The sequence below is a fragment of the Arundinibacter roseus genome (genome assembly GCF_004348825.1).
Classification (GTDB): domain Bacteria; phylum Bacteroidota; class Bacteroidia; order Cytophagales; family Spirosomataceae; genus Arundinibacter; species Arundinibacter roseus.
Genome location: NZ_SMJU01000003.1, coordinates 352598 through 371828, shown reverse-complemented (window position 1 = coordinate 371828; position 19231 = coordinate 352598). Strand labels below are relative to the sequence as shown.

14 protein-coding genes are annotated in these 19231 nt (G+C 47.0%); 10 read left to right on the top strand and 4 right to left on the bottom strand.

The genetic code is table 11. The annotated features are described in order from the left end of the window. Positions 1-33: 33 nt before the first annotated feature. The 5 genes from EZE20_RS06165 to EZE20_RS06145 all read left to right on the top strand — a co-directional run bounded on the left by EZE20_RS06165 (position 34) and on the right by EZE20_RS06145 (position 6319). Entirely contained in the window at positions 34-1692 is a 1659-nt protein-coding gene (locus EZE20_RS06165) for a sodium:solute symporter family protein (protein WP_132115601.1), read from the top strand. 16 nt (positions 1693-1708) lie between these two features. Beyond that, entirely contained in the window at positions 1709-2407 is a 699-nt protein-coding gene (locus EZE20_RS06160; RefSeq protein ID WP_132115599.1) for an SDR family oxidoreductase, read from the top strand. Between the two features lie 10 nt (positions 2408-2417). After that, complete coding sequence (locus tag EZE20_RS06155) at positions 2418-3107, top strand: RraA family protein (RefSeq protein WP_132115597.1); 690 nt, start codon at positions 2418-2420, stop codon at positions 3105-3107. 71 nt (positions 3108-3178) lie between these two features. Further along, positions 3179-5245, top strand: a complete 2067-nt coding sequence (locus EZE20_RS06150; RefSeq protein WP_132115595.1) for a heparinase II/III domain-containing protein — start codon at positions 3179-3181, stop codon at positions 5243-5245. 54 nt (positions 5246-5299) lie between these two features. Further along, on the top strand, positions 5300-6319 hold the full coding sequence (locus EZE20_RS06145) for a zinc-dependent alcohol dehydrogenase (protein WP_132115593.1): 1020 nt from the start codon (positions 5300-5302) through the stop codon (positions 6317-6319). A gap of 37 nt (positions 6320-6356) precedes the next feature. On the opposite strand, the gene EZE20_RS06140 is transcribed toward EZE20_RS06145, so the two are convergent. After that, positions 6357-7229: an NmrA family NAD(P)-binding protein gene (locus EZE20_RS06140; RefSeq protein ID WP_132115591.1), complete on the bottom strand. Its 873-nt coding sequence runs from the start codon at positions 7227-7229 to the stop codon at positions 6357-6359. Positions 7230-7505: 276 nt separating this feature from the next. On the opposite strand from EZE20_RS06140, the gene EZE20_RS06135 reads away from it, so the two are divergent. Beyond that, on the top strand, positions 7506-8549 hold the full coding sequence (locus EZE20_RS06135; RefSeq protein WP_132115589.1) for an AI-2E family transporter: 1044 nt from the start codon (positions 7506-7508) through the stop codon (positions 8547-8549). A 48-nt stretch (positions 8550-8597) separates the two neighbouring features. Here the strand turns inward: EZE20_RS06135 and EZE20_RS06130 are convergent, their stop codons facing one another. Next, on the bottom strand, positions 8598-9599 hold the full coding sequence (locus EZE20_RS06130) for a helix-turn-helix transcriptional regulator (RefSeq protein WP_132115587.1): 1002 nt from the start codon (positions 9597-9599) through the stop codon (positions 8598-8600). Positions 9600-9821: 222 nt separating this feature from the next. Here EZE20_RS06130 and EZE20_RS06125 point away from each other — a divergent pair, with 222 nt between their 5' ends. The 4 genes from EZE20_RS06125 (at position 9822) to EZE20_RS06110 (ending at position 17048) form a co-directional block, all read left to right on the top strand. Continuing rightward, positions 9822-12884 carry a SusC/RagA family TonB-linked outer membrane protein gene (locus EZE20_RS06125; RefSeq protein WP_132115585.1) on the top strand — a complete coding sequence of 1021 codons (3063 nt, stop codon included), beginning with the start codon at positions 9822-9824 and terminating at the stop codon, positions 12882-12884. 43 nt (positions 12885-12927) lie between these two features. Next, positions 12928-14436 (top strand): SusD/RagB family nutrient-binding outer membrane lipoprotein, encoded by a 1509-nt coding sequence (locus EZE20_RS06120; protein ID WP_132115583.1) that lies wholly within the window; start codon positions 12928-12930, stop codon positions 14434-14436. 98 nt (positions 14437-14534) lie between these two features. After that, a complete protein-coding gene (locus EZE20_RS06115) occupies positions 14535-15965 on the top strand; it encodes a PepSY-associated TM helix domain-containing protein (RefSeq protein WP_132115581.1) in 1431 nt (476 codons plus the stop codon). 264 nt (positions 15966-16229) lie between these two features. Next, the gene (locus EZE20_RS06110; RefSeq protein WP_132115579.1) at positions 16230-17048 is read left to right on the top strand and encodes a ZIP family metal transporter; all 819 of its coding nucleotides are present in this window, start codon (positions 16230-16232) and stop codon (positions 17046-17048) included. Positions 17049-17153: 105 nt separating this feature from the next. Here the strand turns inward: EZE20_RS06110 and EZE20_RS06105 are convergent, their stop codons facing one another. Continuing rightward, positions 17154-18137, bottom strand: coding sequence for a ThuA domain-containing protein (locus EZE20_RS06105; protein ID WP_132115577.1), 984 nt, complete (start codon positions 18135-18137; stop codon positions 17154-17156). A gap of 146 nt (positions 18138-18283) precedes the next feature. Beyond that, the gene (locus tag EZE20_RS06100) at positions 18284-19150 is read right to left on the bottom strand and encodes a sugar phosphate isomerase/epimerase family protein (protein ID WP_132115575.1); all 867 of its coding nucleotides are present in this window, start codon (positions 19148-19150) and stop codon (positions 18284-18286) included. Positions 19151-19231 lie beyond the last annotated feature (81 nt).

The window sequence follows — 19231 nt, the reverse complement described above, 5'->3', positions numbered from 1 at the left end:
CATCAATTTTTAAATTACCTGATCGACTAACTCATGAACCAACTCCAAACCCTGGATTACTTTGCCATAATTTTATACATGATAATGGTCTCAGGTATAGGTATTTATCTGGGTAAATTTGTAAAAAATATTTCAGATTATTTCAAAGGAGGGAATTCAGTTTCATGGGTGGCCAACGGCATCAGCAATTTCATGACCATGTTTAGCACCTCTATTTTTGTGGCCTATGCGGGCATTGCCTACACGCACGGATTGGTGGCGCTGACGGTGATTTGGTGCGCAGTGCCGCCATCCGTATTTGCTGCGCTCGTGTTGGCCAAGCGCTGGCAGCGGGCAGGAATCATTAGCCCGGTGGAATTTTTAGAAACCCGTTTCAATGCGCCCGTTCGGCAGGTACTTTCGTGGAGTGGGGTAGGTTTTAAAGTTTTGGACGAAATGATCAAGCTCTACGCCATTGGGCTTTTTGTTGCCGCTGCTACAAATAGTTCTCTGGAAATGTCGATTCTTTCCTGTGGACTTGTGGTGCTTGTCTATACGGTGGCGGGTGGCTTGTGGGCAGTGCTCGTGACGGATGTGGTACAGTTTATCATTTTAGGTTTGGCCACGGTCATTCTGCTTCCGCTTTCGCTTCAGGCTGCTGGCGGGCTTTCCAATATCAGTGAGCAATTACCTGCTCACCTGACCTTTACCAACGGCCCCAAAGGGGCGCCGCTCTATCTTTTTGTGTATTATCTGATGGTTTTGGTCAAATTTTGTGGGAATTGGGCCTTTATGCAGCGGTTTTATAGCGCAGAAAACGAAACGGATGCCCGCAAAACCGGTTGGCTATCGGCTTCTCTGTTTTTACTTTTTCCCATCATATTTTTAATTCCGGCCATTGCCGCACGGATCATTATTCCTGATCTACCCGATCCCGAAATGGCCTACGTGAGCATTTGCCTCAAACTTTTGCCCCAGGGATTGATGGGCCTGATGATTGCAGCCATGTTTGCGGCCACCATGTCAACGCTCAGTTCAGAGTACAACGTGACGGCCAGTGTAATTACCAGCGATATTTATAAACGCATTTTTAAACCCACGGCCAGTAATAAAGAACTATTGCTTGTAGGGCGACTGTCCACTATTGTCCTTGGTTTGATGGTGACTATTGGTGCACTTTTTGTCGGTGGATTTGGGGGAGCCTTTGAGGCCAACAAGTTGTTTACCGGGCTCTTCGCTATTCCTATGGTTATCCCTCTGGTTTTCGGTATCTTAATGCGTAAGCCAACACCAACAGGAGCCATTGCAGCCGTAGTGATCGGTATGTTGGTAGGATTGCTGCTGAACGGCTTCACGGGCTTTTCCTGGGAAATCGCCACGTTGATTGAAATGGTTGTGTGTTTTCTGGTTTTCTGGGCCTCAGGATATTTTACCAATACCAGCGAAGCTTACCGGGTGCGGGTGGCGGCGTTTTTTGCCAGACTTCGGGTTCCGGCACAAAAATCTGCTTCTGAATCTGATAACTCCATGCAACCTATTTTGCAGCGACTTTACGGCATTGCCCTGGCTTGTACGGGCTTTTTATTTTCAGTTTTGTCGGTACCCTCATTGGCAAATTATAGTGGGAAAATGGCCTTAGGAGTTGGAGTTTTTTGCCTGATTACCGCATTTTTTATATTTAAATTAAAAAGAAAAACAAAAGAAAATCTATAAGTTAATTAGTAACACCATGACCTATCTAACCAATAAAGTAGTCGTAATTACCGGAGCGTCCAGCGGAATCGGGCGTGCTACCGCCGAGCTCTTGTTGCAAAAAGGCGCCAAAGTTTTCGATTTCAGCCGAACCAATCAATTGTCTGATCAGATAAACCACGAAAATCTACGCTCCTTTCGGGGAGATGTGAGCAGCGAAGCGGATGTAGTTGCCGGTTTTTCGGCCTGCGTCGAAGCTTTTGGCACGGTGGACGTACTGCTGAATAATGCCGGACTTGGCCTGATTTCGCCCGACTTAGCCACGGCTGATCTGGATGAATTTCAACGCATGATGGATGTGAATGTTCGCGGGGTATTTTTGTGCAACCGCGAAGCGCTCAAAATTATGAAGCCTCGTCAATCCGGTCATATTCTGAGCGTTATATCGATGGCCGGGCAGCGCACCAACGCCAACGCACCCGTGTACTGTGCATCCAAATTTGGGGCCCGTGGGCTGAGCAGCGGACTGGCCGATCAGGTTTTGAAACTTGGAATTAAGGTTACGGATATCAATCCCGGCCCTACTGACAGCAACTATTGGGGCGACCGCAAGGTGCCGCGTGAAAAGTTTCTCAGAGTCGAAGACGTTGCCCGGGCCATCGTATTTGCCATCGATCAGCCTCAGGATGTGCTGCTTCGGGAATTGAATTTGGATAACATGAAATTTTTAGCCTAACACTTTCAGTATGAATTTTAACGCAACAACCGATACACAACTTTTCCCGATTCCGGTGGCCGAAATGCGGGAGCGGTACCTGCGCCTGTACACAGGAGCAGTCAATGATGTGCTGCGCTTTAACTACGGAATGCACGCAACAAGCCTGCCCTCGTCCTACGCTCCCTTGCGGGAGGAAATGAAAATGGCCGGCCTTGCCTTTACTATCAAAGGTGCACCGGATATTACTACCGATGGCGAAATGAGCATGCGGGCCGAAATGCTCGAAAGTCTGCAACAGGATTCGGTGGTTGTGTGGGATTGTACGGGTGACACCGTGACCTCTCAGTGGGGCGAGGTAATGACCATGGCTGCTCTAAGGGCCGGTTGCCGGGGAGCCCTCATTAACGGTATCCGGGATACACAGGCCATTCTGGAACAGAAGTTTCCGGTTTTTTATAAATACAAATCCAATACGGGTATGTTGGGCCGTTTCAAGATGTATTACTACCAGAAACCCGTGCTGATCGGAGAAGTAATCATTCAGCCCGGTGACTGGATTTTTGGTGATATTGACGGGGTCATCTCCATCCCTCAGGCTATTACCTACGATGTTTTGCTCGCAGCCGAAGCAATTCTGAACCGGGAGGAAGATATAAAGAACATGGTTGAAAGTGGAATGTCGCCTACGGATGTTGTAAAAAATGGGGGGTATTTCTAAACCTTAGTTGCGTTGCGTTTCAATTCAAATCAACAGGTTTTTAGAAATCCCTTTTTGCTAAACAAGATCTCATGCGAATTTTTCTAACTCAGGCCGAACATACCCAAATCCTACTACGGATCAAGGAACGTGATCCGGTTCTGGCTATTTTTTATGATGCGTTGCGTCAGCGGGTGTATGCCCGGGTGGAGCGTAAAAGTCTGGCCGAAATCGGCGATACAACCGCCTGGTACTACCCGGCTGCCGAATATCTTTCAGATGCCGCGATGCTGTACGCGCTAAAACCCGAAGCAGCCCTTGCGCAATGGCTGCGCTCGATGACACTGGAACTAGCCCGGGCACCGATCTATGACTGGGTCGGCCCAGCTTTTCGCAGTCACGCCGAGCCATTAACCGGGCATCTGGAAACAGCTCATCTTTGCTGGGCGCTTGCCTCGGTGGTGGATTTGGCCCCTGAGGTTTTTCAAAATCAGGAGGAGCAGGAAGTACGTGTAAGTTTGCGTGAAAAGGGATTGACCCTTTGCCAGCGTTGGCTTGCGGCTAATTCGCATTTGGCCAATTGGCGTGGCATCCTGACGTCGGGAGTTGTGGTAGCCGCCGCTGTGCTTGGCGATGAGCCGATACTGGACGAATATTTACCACTTTGGAAGCAATGCTCGCAGGCTTTTCAGCCCGATGGTTCCTATGCCGAATCACTTCAATACGGCAATTACCTGGCCTTTGCGCTGATGTTGGCCTACGAATCAGTAGTGCGTAAGTATCCTGAAAAAGTCCGCGAGCTACCCATTGAGTCCTATGGCAAAGGACTATCCTGGATTACGCAAAGTATGTTCTATGACAAACCTGCCGAAGGCTGGGGAAGCATGGAACCCCGCGCCCGGGCGGCTAATTTTAATGATTCGTCAGCACTTTTTCGGCCCTCAGCAGATTTGCTGTTGCATCTCTCCGCACGATTGCCCAACAGCCTGGAAGGTGGCCTGGCACAAGGACTTTTTGACAACTATTACGCGCCCGTTCCCTACCAGGGACCGCACGATTTGGCGACTTTTGGAATGGTCAACGATTGGGGATTTCTGACCCTTCCGTTGCTTTTACAAGCAACCGAAGGTTTGTCCCCTAAATCGGCAGATTTACCCTTGACCCAAACATTTAGCAACGGGCATGCTTTCATGCGCGATGCATGGCCTGCCCAAACCATCGTAGCTATTAATGGTGGTGGAGAAGGTCTCTGCGGACCGGGCCACCTGCACGGCGACCTCAATTCATTTATTGTGGCCCACCGCGGTGAGCGCCTGCTGACTGATCCCGGCCACAGTTGCTACCGAAATCTGATTCATGGCCTGGAAAGCTCCTCGCAGACGCACTCAACCTGTACGTTTCTGGTCGAAAAAGATGCATTGGGTTTGCAGGAAGATTTAGCAAAAGCCACGCTTTTGGAACAAAATTCGGTACTGCCGCGCCGGATAATTTCGCCCGATGGCACAATCAGTGAGCCAATCAATCGAGGGAATAAGAAATTGATTGCGCAGCGAAGCGGACTGGTGTCGGTGATAGGTGCAGAGGTAGCAGCTGCCTACGGCGTGCCTTTAATTGAGTTTAGCCGGCTTTGGCTACTGGCGGGTTCCAACGTCTTGTTTGTTGTTGATACTATTGAGGCTACCCAACCTATAACCACCATCTGGAATTGGCTGGTCAATAACCGTGATTCACGAACAGTTGCTAAAAATCAGGATAATTGCCTGGAAGTCAAAAGAAACGAAGCGGGTATGAAACTTTTCCATACGGGCAAAGGCGGGTGGAGTCATCCGGTCTATGGCTATGTACATGATGCCTATCATGTGGAGCCGAATCAGCGGGGAGAGGGAAAACCGGGAAGTGGACTGGTCTACCGATTTACTGAATCTGAACCTGTCGCCAGACGAACCTTTGTGCATGCCATTGCACTGGATAGAGCCGCATTCATAAACAGTTGGCAGTTGCAGCAGCAGGAAAATACGTACGCACTTTCGGATGGAAAACAATGCTGGACACTAACGGTGGAGACCGGATCTGGCACTCTGTTGGAGTTGATGTCAGAAAATGGTACACAATGGGTTGTCGAAGAGCAAGATAGAGTATATCAGCTCAATCAGTTCTGATAAAAGTGAATGTTACTGATCTTTACAAAAATAATTTGACCAAATAATCATAGCATGAAAGCCTTATTATATACAGGAAATAAAACATTTGAGATACAACAAACCGATCAGCAACCTTTGCAAGCCGGGCAGGTTCGTTTAAAAGTGGCCTACTGCGGTGTGTGCGGAACTGATGTCCACATTTATCATGGTAACATGGATAAACGCGTGCAGATTCCGCAGGTTATTGGGCACGAAGTATCTGCCGAAATTGCCGAAGTTGGCCCCGAGGTCACCGACTGGCAAGTGGGAGACCGGGTGGCGGTTCGGCCCTTACAACCCGGTGCGGTTGATCCCTCAGATCATGGATGCAGGCATATTGGCAAGAATCTGAAATTTATCGGCATTGATACTGCCGGTGGCATGCAGCAGTTCTGGAACGTCCCTGCCCATACGTTGCATCGTCTTCCCGAATCTCTCTCCCTTCAACTGGGCGCTTTGATAGAACCATTGGCAGTCGCCTGCCACGATATTCGTCTGGCTGAACTTCTGGTAGATGAGTACGTGGTGGTAATCGGTGGAGGGCCGATCGGGATGCTGATTGCGCTGGTCGCCCGGCAAAAAGGCGCCAAAGTATTGCTTTCAGAAATCAATACCGCCCGTCTAGAACTTGCCACTTCACTTGGACTCGCCACCGTAAATCCCAAATCCCAGGATTTGGTTGCAACCGTGGAGACCTTCACCAACGGAGCCATGGCCGATGTGGTATTTGAAGTATCGGGGGTTCAGGCAGGCGTACAGGCGATGACGCAGCTCCCGCGCGCCCGCGGCCGGATTGTCATGGTCGCAATTCATCCCGAGCCCAAACCCGTAGATCTTTTCCGGTTTTTCTGGCGCGAGCTCAAACTCATTGGCGCTCGTGTGTACGAACCACAGGATTTTGAAGAGGCCATTGCCCTGGCTGCCAGCGGCGAGCTTCCCCTGGAATCTATTATTACGGAAGTCGCTCCACTTTCGCACGGACAACAGGTCTTTGAGGCGATTGACAACAATCCTGCCGGATTAAAATACTTACTGGATTGTTCCCAGGATTAATCTTTTTCCAAACTGACACGTGCCGGCACGTGTCAGTTTATACTTCTGTAAAAGCTGCTGTGTTTCTTGCCACAAAATCAGCAAAAGTAGCAGGCTTTTGGCCGGTTATTCTCTCCACCCACCGGCTTGTTGGTGGAACCTTCTGGAAACGAGGCAAATAGTGAAGCATAATAAGTACCAATATCAGCATAACCGGCACTTTTTCTTTTCTTTTCAAGTAAAAAAATTGAATCAGATTTGGTGAAATATAGCGAATTGAACGTCCGGTAAATTCACCGATTGTATCCACCATTTGGGCAAAAGTCAGCTGTTCCTCATTGGTTAGATCAAACGCATGGTTTTGGTACTTCTGAGGATTTAGCAGCACGCAGGCGGCAACGCGGCCTATATCCTGCGCATCAATGACGGTAAATTTGGTTTTACCAGCCGGAATAACCACTTGATGTTTATGTACAATGTCGTGCCGAAAAGTAGTTGTAAAGTTTTGGAAAAAATAAGCAGGTCTGAGAAACGTGTAGCCAAGCCCGCTTTGAACCACCAGTTTTTCGATGGAGTGATGCGGAATTAAGCTACTATTTTCCACACCTTGTACCGATAAGAATACCACATGCCTGACACCGTTCTGTTTGGCAGCAAGAATAAGCGGCTCAAATATGGCAGAAACATCCGAAATGTGGGGAGGACGCAAAAGAAATAAAACAGTGCATTTGCGCAGCGCCGGTGCGAAGGTGTTTGGATTCTCAAAATCAAAATGTACCGGAATAATGCCAGAATCCGCAGCCAAAAAACTCTCTTCACCCATTGTGCGAACACCAACTACTACTGTTGCAGTCGTGGAGAAGACACGCAGCGCCCGAATCACCTCCCGCCCGATTGTCCCACTTGCGCCCGTAATGAGAATTGTTGACATAGTGGCTCTTTTAAATGGATCAAAAAGCCTACATCGAAAGGCTCGATAGTAAAGCTTACTCTACATAAAGATATAGAAATTGGAATCAAACTTTGCCCGAATTTTACTTTGTGGGAAAATATCCAGAATAACCCGGGGAAGAATACTACATTGTCTTTGAGTTGTTCTAAATTGGCCCAATTGGGTAGCCTCAGGCTCGGTATTTTTGTGGGGTGGTACAGCTTTTGTAGAATTAAATTTTATTGAAATACATCACCTGCCTATCCCCTTAGCTCTATGATTTCGGGAAATAGTAACCTGCCTGATTTTAACAATCGCCTGCGTCAAATTACCTTTCTGCTCCTGATTGGAGCCATGTCGGTTCTGCTTTTTTCGCAGCTTTATCTTTTTTTTCCAGGATTTCTTGGCGCCATCACGCTATACATTATCAGCCGCCGATGGTTCTTTTTTTTAACTGAAAAAAAATCCTGGAACAAAACCGTCACCACGGTGCTCTTTATGCTCGTCTTTCTGATATGTATCGCCGCGCCCATTTATTTTTCCTTTCAATTGCTCTATACCAAAATTCAGGAACTTCTTTCGCAGCCTCAAAAACTGGAAGAAGGATTGGCGGTGGTGTCGGCACAAATTGAGAAATGGACCGGAGAAGATTTTATATCCGGGGATCATATTTCAGATATTCAAAATGAACTCGCCCGACTCATTCCCAATCTGCTCAATAGCTCGGCCACAATGGTAGGTAATCTTTTGATTGGAATATTTTTGGCCTATTTTATCTTCAAAAACGGCCACCAAATGGAAGATACACTTATAGATTACCTCCCACTACGGGAAGTAAATCAGCAACAGTTTGCCGAAGAAACGCGTAGAATGGTCACAGCCAATGCGTTGGGTATTCCGCTGATTTCGCTGGTGCAAGGCGTGTGTGCGCTGATTGGCTACTGGATTTTTGGAGTCAACGATTTTGTCCTGCTGGGATTTGTGACGGGTATTTTTGCGTTTTTTCCCGTAGTCGGTACGGCGATGATATGGCTGCCAATTGTTATTTATATGTTCTCGGTAGGTGACACGGGCAATGCCATCGGTTTAGGGATATTTAGTGCTGTTATAACTGGAAACGTGGATTATCTGGCAAGGGTAACTTTGCTGCAACGCATTGGAGACGTACATCCGGTAACCACAATTTTGGGGCTTATTGTCGGTTTGAAGCTGTTTGGTATTTTGGGATTTATTTTTGGCCCGCTGCTGATCAGCTATTTTATACTTCTGCTCAAAGTGTACCGGAATGAGTTTGGTTCAAGACATTCGGGGAAAGGTTGATGCAAAAATAATTTCTCACACGAGTCGCTCCAAAAAAGAAAGTAAAATTCAAAGCAGACCATTCACACGGATTTTGTGAGGCAAGTAACCAAAGTGTTTTTTGAACGCGGCTGTGAAATGAGTCGCATGTTTATACCCCATTTTTTGGGCAACTTCCGCAATTTTCGATTCCTTTTTCATAAGCTCTTTTCGGGCTGCTTCCATCCGAAAATGATGCAAATACCCAAATACGGTCATTCCGAAAACTTCTTTAAAACAGCGTTTTAAATTGTATTCATTGGTCCCGACCTGATGCGAAAGATCTTTTAAGGAAAGCGGTTTTTCCAGATTTTCAACCAGATATTCACGCGCAAGATGCATTTTTTGCACATCCGTCTCCGGTACACTCACCGCCGAGGCGGCAAGGTCATTGGTTTCTGCCTGTTCTAATTGTAGTGCAAGCAGTTCAAGTACTTTACCTTTCAACCAAAGTGAGTGTCGGTAGGATGTGAGCGGAGGATGAAGTAAATCATACAAAATGGTGAGCATTTCGGACGTAAGCGGCTGTTGTTGCTGAAAGCTCACCGGCTCGGTCTCCATTGTCATTTCTTGTAATGCCTCTACAATCGGATGATTTAGGGGAAGATAGTTTTGCAAAAATGGCAATGAAAATGCCAGGCAAAGATGCTCAGTTTCCTCTTTAACGGGCCAATTGATGTGTAGCGTTCCGGCAGGAAGGAGCACAAAACCATAGTGCTGCGTATGCATTTGTACAAAAGGGGCCGGATTGCAACTACACGAACAGTAGGCCTGATTGTGAATTGACAGCGAAAGCAGCAGCAGCGGATCGTCTGTCCTTACCGAAAGTTGAGCCACCTGTACCAGGCGAAAATGTCCATACCAAACTGAGAAATCCTCATAACTCCATTCTCGAAATCGTCGGTTCGCGTCGCTTGAAAGTTCTTTGTTTTCTCCCGTTGACTGAGTTTCAATATTGGAAAAATCCCATTTGCAAAGCGAGGAAATCTCTTTTTGAGTACTCTCAGGCTTATTTTCTCCTTCTATCGTCATTTTTTTTCCCTTTCACGTCTTTCGTTTCTGAAATCGACGGTTACCTTTGCATCCATCAATTTTTATTTAGACTCTTTATAAACAATATTAGTCGATACAAATTGATTTTCAAATTTTCATCAAAAAATAAATCCAGAGTCCAGGGACACAAAAGAATAATTAAAGCTCATTACTACCTGGAATTAGTCTTAATAATAATTAAAATACAGCTTACTGATTGAAATGAACTTTTACAAAACTGCACAACTTTTATTGCTATTGCTGCTTGGAATGTCCTGCTCACTCGTTGCACAACGTGTGAGTGTCACAGGCAAAGTCCTCGACCAAAATTCCGGCGAGCCTTTGGCTGGAACCACCATTTTGGTACGCGGTACATCGGAAGCCACCTTAACGGATGCCAACGGAGCATTTAAAATCGATGTCGCCGAGGACGCCGTACTTGTAGCTTCATTCATTGGTTTTGAAACACACGAAGTGGCATTGGCAGGTCGCAGCTCACTGACCATTTCGTTGAAAGAAAATGTAAACATGCTGTCGGAACTAATCGTAACCGGCGCTTTGGGTATTCGCCGCTCCTCAAAGGAACTCGGAGCAAGTGCGCAGGTAGTCGGCGGTGATAATCTTAATCAGGGCAAAGTCATCAATCCGCTCACGGGTTTGAGCGGTAAAGTATCGGGACTACGAATCAACATGTATGATAGCAAGGTCGATCCCGAAATTCAAATAAGTTTGCGGGGAATGCGCTCACTGAGCCGAAGCAACGGAATTGATGGCCGTAATCCCAACGCCCCAATATATGTAGTGGACGGTGTGCCAATACCCAGCATTTCGCGCCTGAATCCCAATGATATTGAATCGATTACGGTTCTGAAAGGCGCCAACGCCGCCGCCCTGTACGGATCAGAAGGTGTGAATGGAGCGCTGATGATCACGACCAAATCGGGCCAAAAAGGAAAAGGGAGGGTCACGATCAGCAATACGACCACCTTTTCGCAGGTGTACCTTCTGCCACAAGCACAAACCCGTTTTGGCCAGGGAATTAACGGGGTTTACAGTCCTGCCGAATACGTTTCGTGGGGTCCTGAGTTTGACGGTACCATGAAAGACTTCGGCGGGGTGCTGCCCGACGGTTCTCAGCCGCAAATGCTTTTCGCAGCGCCTACGACCGACAATCGTTTAGGCATGTTTCAGACCGGCCTGAACCAGCAAAATGATGTATCCTTTTCGGGAGGAGATGAAAATGGCACCTATTTTTTATCCTCACAATATGTGAAAATAAAGGGAATTATTCCGGGTGACGAAAGCGACCGTATCAACCTGCGTTTTAACGGTACGCGCCGCTTTGGAAAATTAAATACTTCGTATACAGTAAATTATGCTCATTTTTCTAAAAGCATGACCCCGGATGGTCCCTGGATAACTTCCTATCAGCTTCCGGCAAATATAGATTTTTCTCAGTTTAAAGATTGGCGCAATCCGCTTTCCATTGGCAATCCGCTCAACTACTTTACGGCAATTTCGGGCGTTAGGAATCCATTTTTTCTGGCAGAAAATTTCCGCCAAAACGCCCAACAGCAAGTGCTAAACGGGAAAATTGAGCTGGATTATTCCTTTACTCCCTGGCTGAAAGCGATTTACCGGGTAGGTTTGTACAGCCTTTCCGAAGAAACCCGCAATACAACCGGCAAATTTGCCGCCACCGGCACCCGAAATGTGAATGGCGCTGTAACTGACGGTACCAATTCGTACCGCCGATTGAACAGTGATTTTATCGTGACAGCTACCAAAGATTTCGGAAAATTCAATACCCGCTTACTTCTTGGTCAAAACCTGCGGACAGACGATAAAAAATCTACGAGCATTGGTTCGTCGAACCTGCTATATCCCGATCTGTTCAATCCCGATAGTCGGACGGGCGAGCTTAGCGGGAGCGTGGCATTGACTCAATACCGTGCGGCAGCCGCTTACGGGGAGTTTACTGCGGGCTACGATAACTTTCTTTACCTGACTTTTACGGGTCGTAATGACTGGGTGTCGGTGCTGAGTCCTGAAAATCGGTCGTACTTTTATCCGGGTGTAAGCGCGTCCTTTATCGCGAGCGAAGCACTCGATTTTCTTAATAAAAGCAATACCATTTCGTTTGCCAAACTGTATGCTTCCTGGAATAAAACCGGAAACGTCACGCTTACGCCTTATCAACTCAATAACGCTTACTCGCAGGCTAATGGGTTTCCGTTTGGAAATATCATCGGATTTTATCCTTCTTTGACTAATCCCAATCCTTCCATCAAACCCGAATTTGTGACTTCTTTTGAAACGGGTTTTCAGCTGGGCTTGCTTAACAACCGCCTGAATATCGACGGAGCCTACGTATTTTCTGAATCCAACGGACAAATATTCAATGCCAATGTGTCGCGTGCCACGGGCTACAATACGGCCTATATCAATGCCGGAACCATGACAAATGATGTGGTTGAGCTGGGCATTAGCGGGGATGTCATTCATAGAAGCAAACTGAAATGGAACCTTGGTTTTAACTTTACATACATTAATAATCAGGTAAAAGAGCTTTACGACGGAGCAACTTCCCGCCAAAATTTCCGCCAATCCTACGCCATCATTGGCAGGCAGTACCCTACGCTGATTGTGACGGATTACGAACGGGATCCGCAGGGAAGGGTGGTGATTGATGCTGCTACGGGCAACCCGCTCGTGGCCGCCGCTGCCGATACCGTTGGGACGCTCGTGCCGCCTTATCAGATGGGTATCAGTTCTTCCTTTAAGTGGAAAGGACTTTCCCTGGGTCTTCAATTTGATTGGCGGATGGGCGGATGGATGTACTCGGAGACGATTCCCCGAATGTACACTGCCGGTACACATCCGGCCACGGTGGCCTACGACCGGCAGCCATTTATCTACCCGAATTCAGTAATAAAGACAGAAGACGGTACGTACGAACCCAATACAAGCGTGTATTCGGCGGGTGACCGGGCCTATTGGCAGCGTCAGGGTGCGGTGCAAAGCAACACAATGGCACCTTCCAATTTCTTCAAATTGCGCGAACTTAATCTAAGCTACAATCTTCCCAAAGCATTGCTGGGCGGTCAACGGTTTGTGCGCGAAGCAAGCATTGGTTTTGTAGCTACCAACCTGTTTATCATTCGCCACAAAGACAACGATCAGGGAGATCCTGAATATTTGTACAACAATACCGATGGCTATTCGAGCTTCCGGCAGGTGCCTCCATACCGTACATACGGCTTTAATTTAAATGTTTCTTTTTAAAAAATCACCTTCATTTTGAAGTAGAAAATAGTACAAAATACTTATGAATCAGTTTGTTAAGATATTTCTCTCCGTACTTTTCCTTACGACGCTGGTCAGTTGTGATGAGTTCCTGGATGTAAACCAAAATCCAAATTCTCCCGGTTCGGCAACTTTGCCTCTGAGTTCCAAACTATCGGCAGCTCTGGTTGCAACGGTCAATCTCGAAACCGGAACGATCAATCAGGTAGGTGCTTTTTGGGGAGGCTATTGGGGCACCAACAATGACGGAATCAATCAGTTTTTGGATTTGAAAACCTTCAACGGTCCTGAAATCCGTCATCAGCGTGACGGAATCCTGATTTGGGAAAATACCTTCAACGCCATGTTGTATTACAAACTGATTCAGCAGGAAGCCGAGTTGAAAGATGCCCGGTTTTATGCCGGCGTTTCAAAAATAATGCTCGGCTGGCATTTTCTGCGACTGGTAGATATATACAACGGTGTTCCGTTTGATGATGCGTTGACCAACACGCTTTCACCTGCCTATGAGGATGGGAAAACTGTTTATGAAAAAGCAATGGCCCTGATTTCGGCTGGGATAAGCGATCTGAAAAATACGCCCGCCGGTTCAGAAGCTGGTGCAGACGACGTAGTTTTCAAAGGAAATACGCTATCGTGGATAAAATTTGCCAATACCATCAAGCTCCGTGCTCTCATTCGTCAGAGTGAAGTAAGCAGTCAAAGTTCCTACATTGCCAGTCAGATTCAGTTGATTCAGCAGGAAGGAAGCGGGTTCTTAGGCAAAGGCGAGAGTGCGCTGATTCAGCCCGGCTACCTTGAAACAAGTGGTAAGCTTAATCCTTTTTGGGAAAACTACTACCGCAATCTGCAAGGAGTGAGCACATCCAATCGCGAGATGATCCGGCCCACGGTATACTTGATTGATCAGTATAAACTACGCAACGATCCCCGGTTGGCTAATCTGTACACCACCGTTGATGGCGAGTACAAAGGTGTCCTGTTTGGTAACCCTGAAACCTTACCCAATTTCGAGCGTATTGCCACCTCAGCTTTCAAAGGCCCTTTGGAAAATGATGGAAAACCGGCGGCTATTTTTAAGCGGTACAATCAGCCTTCGGTACTCATGGGCTCCTATGAAAGTCTATTTTTGCAAGCCGAAGCCGTACAGCGCGGATGGTTGCCGGGATCTGCTAAAGGCCTTTACGAACAGGCAATTCAGGATTCATTTGCTTACATGGAAGTTCCCGCATCAGCCTTTGCAGCCTATAACGCACAGGCAACTGTCAATTTTGATCAGGCTGTTGATAAAATCGAACGCATCATTGGCCAAAAATGGCTGGCGCTAAATAGCATTTCGAGCATTGAAGCCTGGAATGACTATCGCCGCACCGGTTTTCCCGATTTCCCCAATTCGCTCAACGCTCCTACACCCACTTCGCGACCGTTGCGATTTATGTATCCTGAATCTGAACGGATGACCAATAACGAGCAAACAAACCGTATGGGAAGTGACGAAACGCTAAAGGATCCGGTGTGGTGGGATCAATAGTGAACCCTTTTTTTAGAAAAATTGAATTACCTGTACCTTTGCAGGCCCGAAAATTCCGAGGTTTAATCAAGTAATAAAAAACATTTTCTTAACCCATCATGGCATCCAAAGAAACAGCCGCGACCGGTCGCTGGCCCAAAATCAGAAAGTTTTTAAACGATATTCACCTGTACCTGGGGTTGGCGAGCGGGTTAGTGGTTTTTGTAGTATGTCTGAGCGGGACAATCTACGTATTCAACACGGAAATCAGGGAAATGGCTACGCCTGAACTGTACAGCGTTGTGCAGCCCGTTCCGGGTCAGAATCCACTTCCGTTGGAGGAGCTCCTTCCGAAGGTGCAGCAGGCCACAGGGGGAAAAGTGCTTTCGGTAAAAATTCCGGCAGATCCGCAGCGTGCATATTTGCTGATGGTAAAGGAAAAGGAAGAAAAAGGGGAAAAAGAAGGCCGGTCTGAAAAGGCAGGAAAGGAAGAACGTGGGCAAAATCTGCAAACAGATAAAAAAGAGCAACAAGCTTTCCTTAATGAAAAACCCGAAACTGGAAAAAATCAAAAAGCAAAAGGCGCTGAGGCTGAAAAAGCAGGGCCGGGAGGTAAAGCGCCGGAAGGGCGCCGACCCTCTGGCAAAAGTTATATGGTAAATCCCTATACGGCCGAAGTACTGGGCGATGCCCGTGCTGAAACTTCCGCTTCCAAATTTATGCAGACCATGTTCAGTTTACACCGCTGGTTGCTTTTGGATAAGATAGAAGAACCAATTTTTGGCGAGATGCCCAATCGTACCCTTGGCAGTATCATTACCGGAGTTTGTACCATTCTCTTTACGTTGGGCGTCATTACGGGAATTTTTATTTGGTTTCCTCAGCGGCTAAAATCCTGGAAACAGGGACTTTCGATCAAATGGAGCGGGAGCTGGAAACGTACCAACCACGACCTGCACAACACGCTTGGGTTTTATTCCTGTATCTTGCTGTTTATCATGGGCGTAACCGGACCATTTTTTTCCTTTGAGTGGTACCGCAACGGCTTGCGGAAATCCCTGGGAACTTATGTGGCTGCTGATGCCCCCAAACCCGAAGCTCCTGTCTCGCAACTCCCCATGAACGCCTCTGAAAATCAGCCTGTTTCCTGGTATTCTTTCCTGCAAACGATTGATCAAACTCTGCCGTATGAAGGTGATGTAACGCTTTCACTACCCGCTGATTCTGCCGCAGCAATGATGGTGCGAAAAAACAAAACCGGTTTTTTTGCCCCTGCTGCCGCCGATCAACTTTACCTGGATCAATATACTGGAAAAGTGCTGCTGGTGGAGCGATTCAAGGATAAACCGTTCAACGAGCGGGTGTCGGCTTCCATTAAATCTTTGCACTTAGGAGATGTTTACGGTATGTTTTCCAAAATTCTTTACTTTCTGGCCTGCCTGATTGCTACGAGTTTGCCCGTAACCGGTACGCTGATCTGGATTAATAAAATGAAGAAAAAACCGGGCAAAAAAAGCAAAAGTAAACAACCCGCTCAGGTTTATTCCTGAGGTATTTATTAGCTATGTTTCATTTTACACAGGGTGCTGCCTTCTCAGGGCTGCACCCTTTTTCATAGGGTTGCGGTCTACATCACAGGGCTTTACACTGTGCTAGCTGATTTCGCCCTTTCGGGGCTGGGAGTAGTGGAAATTGAACTTTTTTTGATGATATCAATCTTTTTTTAGATTGTTCTAAAATATTTTTTGGAACAATTGCTGCTTTTGTTTGTGTCATTGTATATTTACACCTTTCACTATGAATCTTGTACGTATATGTTTGATTTGATAACGGAATATTTACAAAGTATCAACCCGGTTCTTGCCGCATTTTATGCCACTGTTTTTACCTGGTTGTTGACGGCCCTGGGCGCTTCTTTTGTATTTCTTTTTAAAACCATGAGCCGGGTTGTGCTCGATGGTATGCTAGGCTTTACAGGCGGGGTTATGGTCGCGGCGAGCTATTGGAGTTTGCTGGCACCGGCCATCGAAATGAGCGAAGGAGAAGGCTTTGTGAAGGTAATGCCTTCGGTTGTAGGGTTTTTACTGGGTGCACTTTTCCTTTTTGCACTAGACAAAGTTTTGCCTCATGTACACATTAATTTCAAAGAAACCGAGGGTGTAAAATCACCCTGGCAACGCACCACGCTGCTGGTTTTGGCCATAACGCTGCATAACATACCAGAAGGCCTGGCCGTAGGTGTATTGTTTGGCGGAGTTGCAGCCGGTATTCCGGAGGCCTCCATTGCGGGTGCCGCCATTCTGGCGATCGGTATCGGATTGCAAAATTTCCCCGAGGGGATTGCCGTAGCAATGCCGCTGCGTCGCATGGGCATGAGCCGTCGAAAGAGTTTTATGTATGGTCAGGCCTCTGCTTTGGTAGAGCCTGTGGCCGGAGTTTTAGGAGCATTGGCCGTGGCTTTTTTTACACCCGTGCTGCCCTATGCGCTGGCCTTTGCCGCGGGAGCTATGATTTTTGTGGTGGTTGAAGAAGTAATTCCTGAAACCCAGCAAGACAAAAATACCGACATCGCTACGCTGGGTTTTATTGGTGGTTTTGTGGTCATGATGACACTGGATGTTGCCTTGGGCTGATCCCGCCTGATTGGGTGCAACGAATTGGAACAAAAAAATACTTTACCTCGATAATCTGCTTATCAGTGTTCTCGGGTAAAGTATTTTTTATTAAAAACTACATCCTTACTTTTTTCCAAAAGGCCGTTGACTCGTAGCCTTTTCGGTTGGGAAATCAGCCGGAATCGGAATGTCTACTTTGCCCGTAGCGGCCCACTGTGCGCCCCGAAGCAGGCACGTAATAAAACCCACACATTCTACCGAATAGTCGACGTGGCCCATGGGTGTGTGGAAAATCCGGCCTTTTCCGTAGGTTAGTGTCAGCAGCATCGGCTCATGACGATCGGTTCCCCGGTTGCTTTTTGGTGAAAAAGCCGTGGCTAAAACCTCCATATTTTCTGCCGGGCCACGCAGACGGTCATACATTTCGTCTTTGGTATGCATCCATTTGAGAGGCATTCCTTTGGTTATGGGATGGTCGGGGTTGCGAATAGTGATCAAGAACTCCTGCTGTGCCCCATGCGATCCGGCATTTCCGGGAGCAGGATCTCTTACCAAAGTTCCTGCATCGGTGTAATAAACATAGGGACCGTCCTTTTCGGTCCGATTGCCCCAGCCACCCAGGCCAATCATCTGATTGTAGGCCGGCCAGTCTGGAAATGAATTGTTTGCCGCATGTACGACTACCAATCCACCACCTTTGGACATAAACTTTTCGAATGCTACCTGAGTTTCTTTGGGCCAGTCGGCAGCATTCCATCCAAAATTACACACGACCAAATCGTACTTGGAGAAGTCAGGTTTAAAACTGGAATCTGCCTTTGGCTTGGGCAAGGCCATTGTATTCTCTGTACCTTTCAAGGGAAAATCCGCCAGGAATTCGTCGCCTTTCCAGGTATAATAGGAGCGCTTTACATCCACTGAGAATTTTCCGGTTTCTTCCAGATAATGCTTCATCATGTAAGAAACCTTTGGCCATTGGTCATGATTGTTTTGACCATCCACCAGCAGGGTGCGAATTATTTTTCCTGACGATTTACGGGACTGTGCTGAAATTTGTTGTCCAACAACTATCCAAAGAAGCAGCAGAAGCAAATAACGGGTTTTCATAGGCAGGTTTGGTTTTCATAAAGAATCTAACCACAGAAGACTCAGTCAAAGTTTAATTACTTAAAACCACCAAAAAAATTACCCCCAAATTACAAGAGGTAATTAGAGGGTAGTTTATTGGAAAAACCAATTGTTTTTTCTAAAAATCAGTTCGTGAGTTGTTTAAGATAGGCAATCGTTTGCGGAACCTGTGTCGCGTAGGATGGGCTTTCGTCTTCAATATAAAAATGCTCAATTGAAGATTTACGAGCCGCTCGAAGCACCGAAGGGATGTCAATTTGTCCAGTGCCCAATGCTACATCATTTGTTACAGGAGTGCCGCCAGATAAATTCCCAATGACCCCTTTACGCAAATCTTTTAGATGCATGAGTTTGAACCTGGTGGGGTACTTGCTAATAAGCGCAGCCGGATCAGCGCCAGGAAAGTAGGTCCACAAAATATCAATTTCAAAACTCACATAGTCAGGGTTGGTTTGTTGAATGATATAGTCCATCAATGTTCCCTGTTCATGCAACTCAAACTCGTAGCCGTGATTGTGGTAGCAGAACGTAAGCCCATATTGCTCTTTGAGCTGTTTGCCAAACGAATTGAAGTCAGCCACAGTCTGTTTGGCAAGATCCAGTGTAAACGGTCCCTTGTGAGGGACCCACGCTACCCGAACAAAACTTGCTCCCAGTGTTTGTGCGTTCTTTCCAACTTCTGCCAGTTTATTTTGCAAGTCAGGATAGCCAACCCCAAATGAGGTGCAACGCATGCCACGCTCATCGAGTAGCTGCCGGATCTCGGCTGCCGTGCGGCCAAACAAATTGGAAAACTCCATATTCGTAATTCCCAGAGCCTTAATTGTATCAAGGGTGGCCGCTACATCTTTGGCAAAACTTGCGCGGTAGGTATAGGATACCATGCCGGGTGCCACGGTCATCAGCGGTTGATTGCTTTGTGCATGAGCGGATTGAAGCCCAATAAGGCCAATAACTAGGGCGGTTACTACCCGGGAGAAAAGACTTTTCATCGTAGATTTCTATTTTTTTGAGTTCATAAAGATACCCAATATAGCCTTCTCCCTGGATATTTATCAGCCAAATAATGTAGT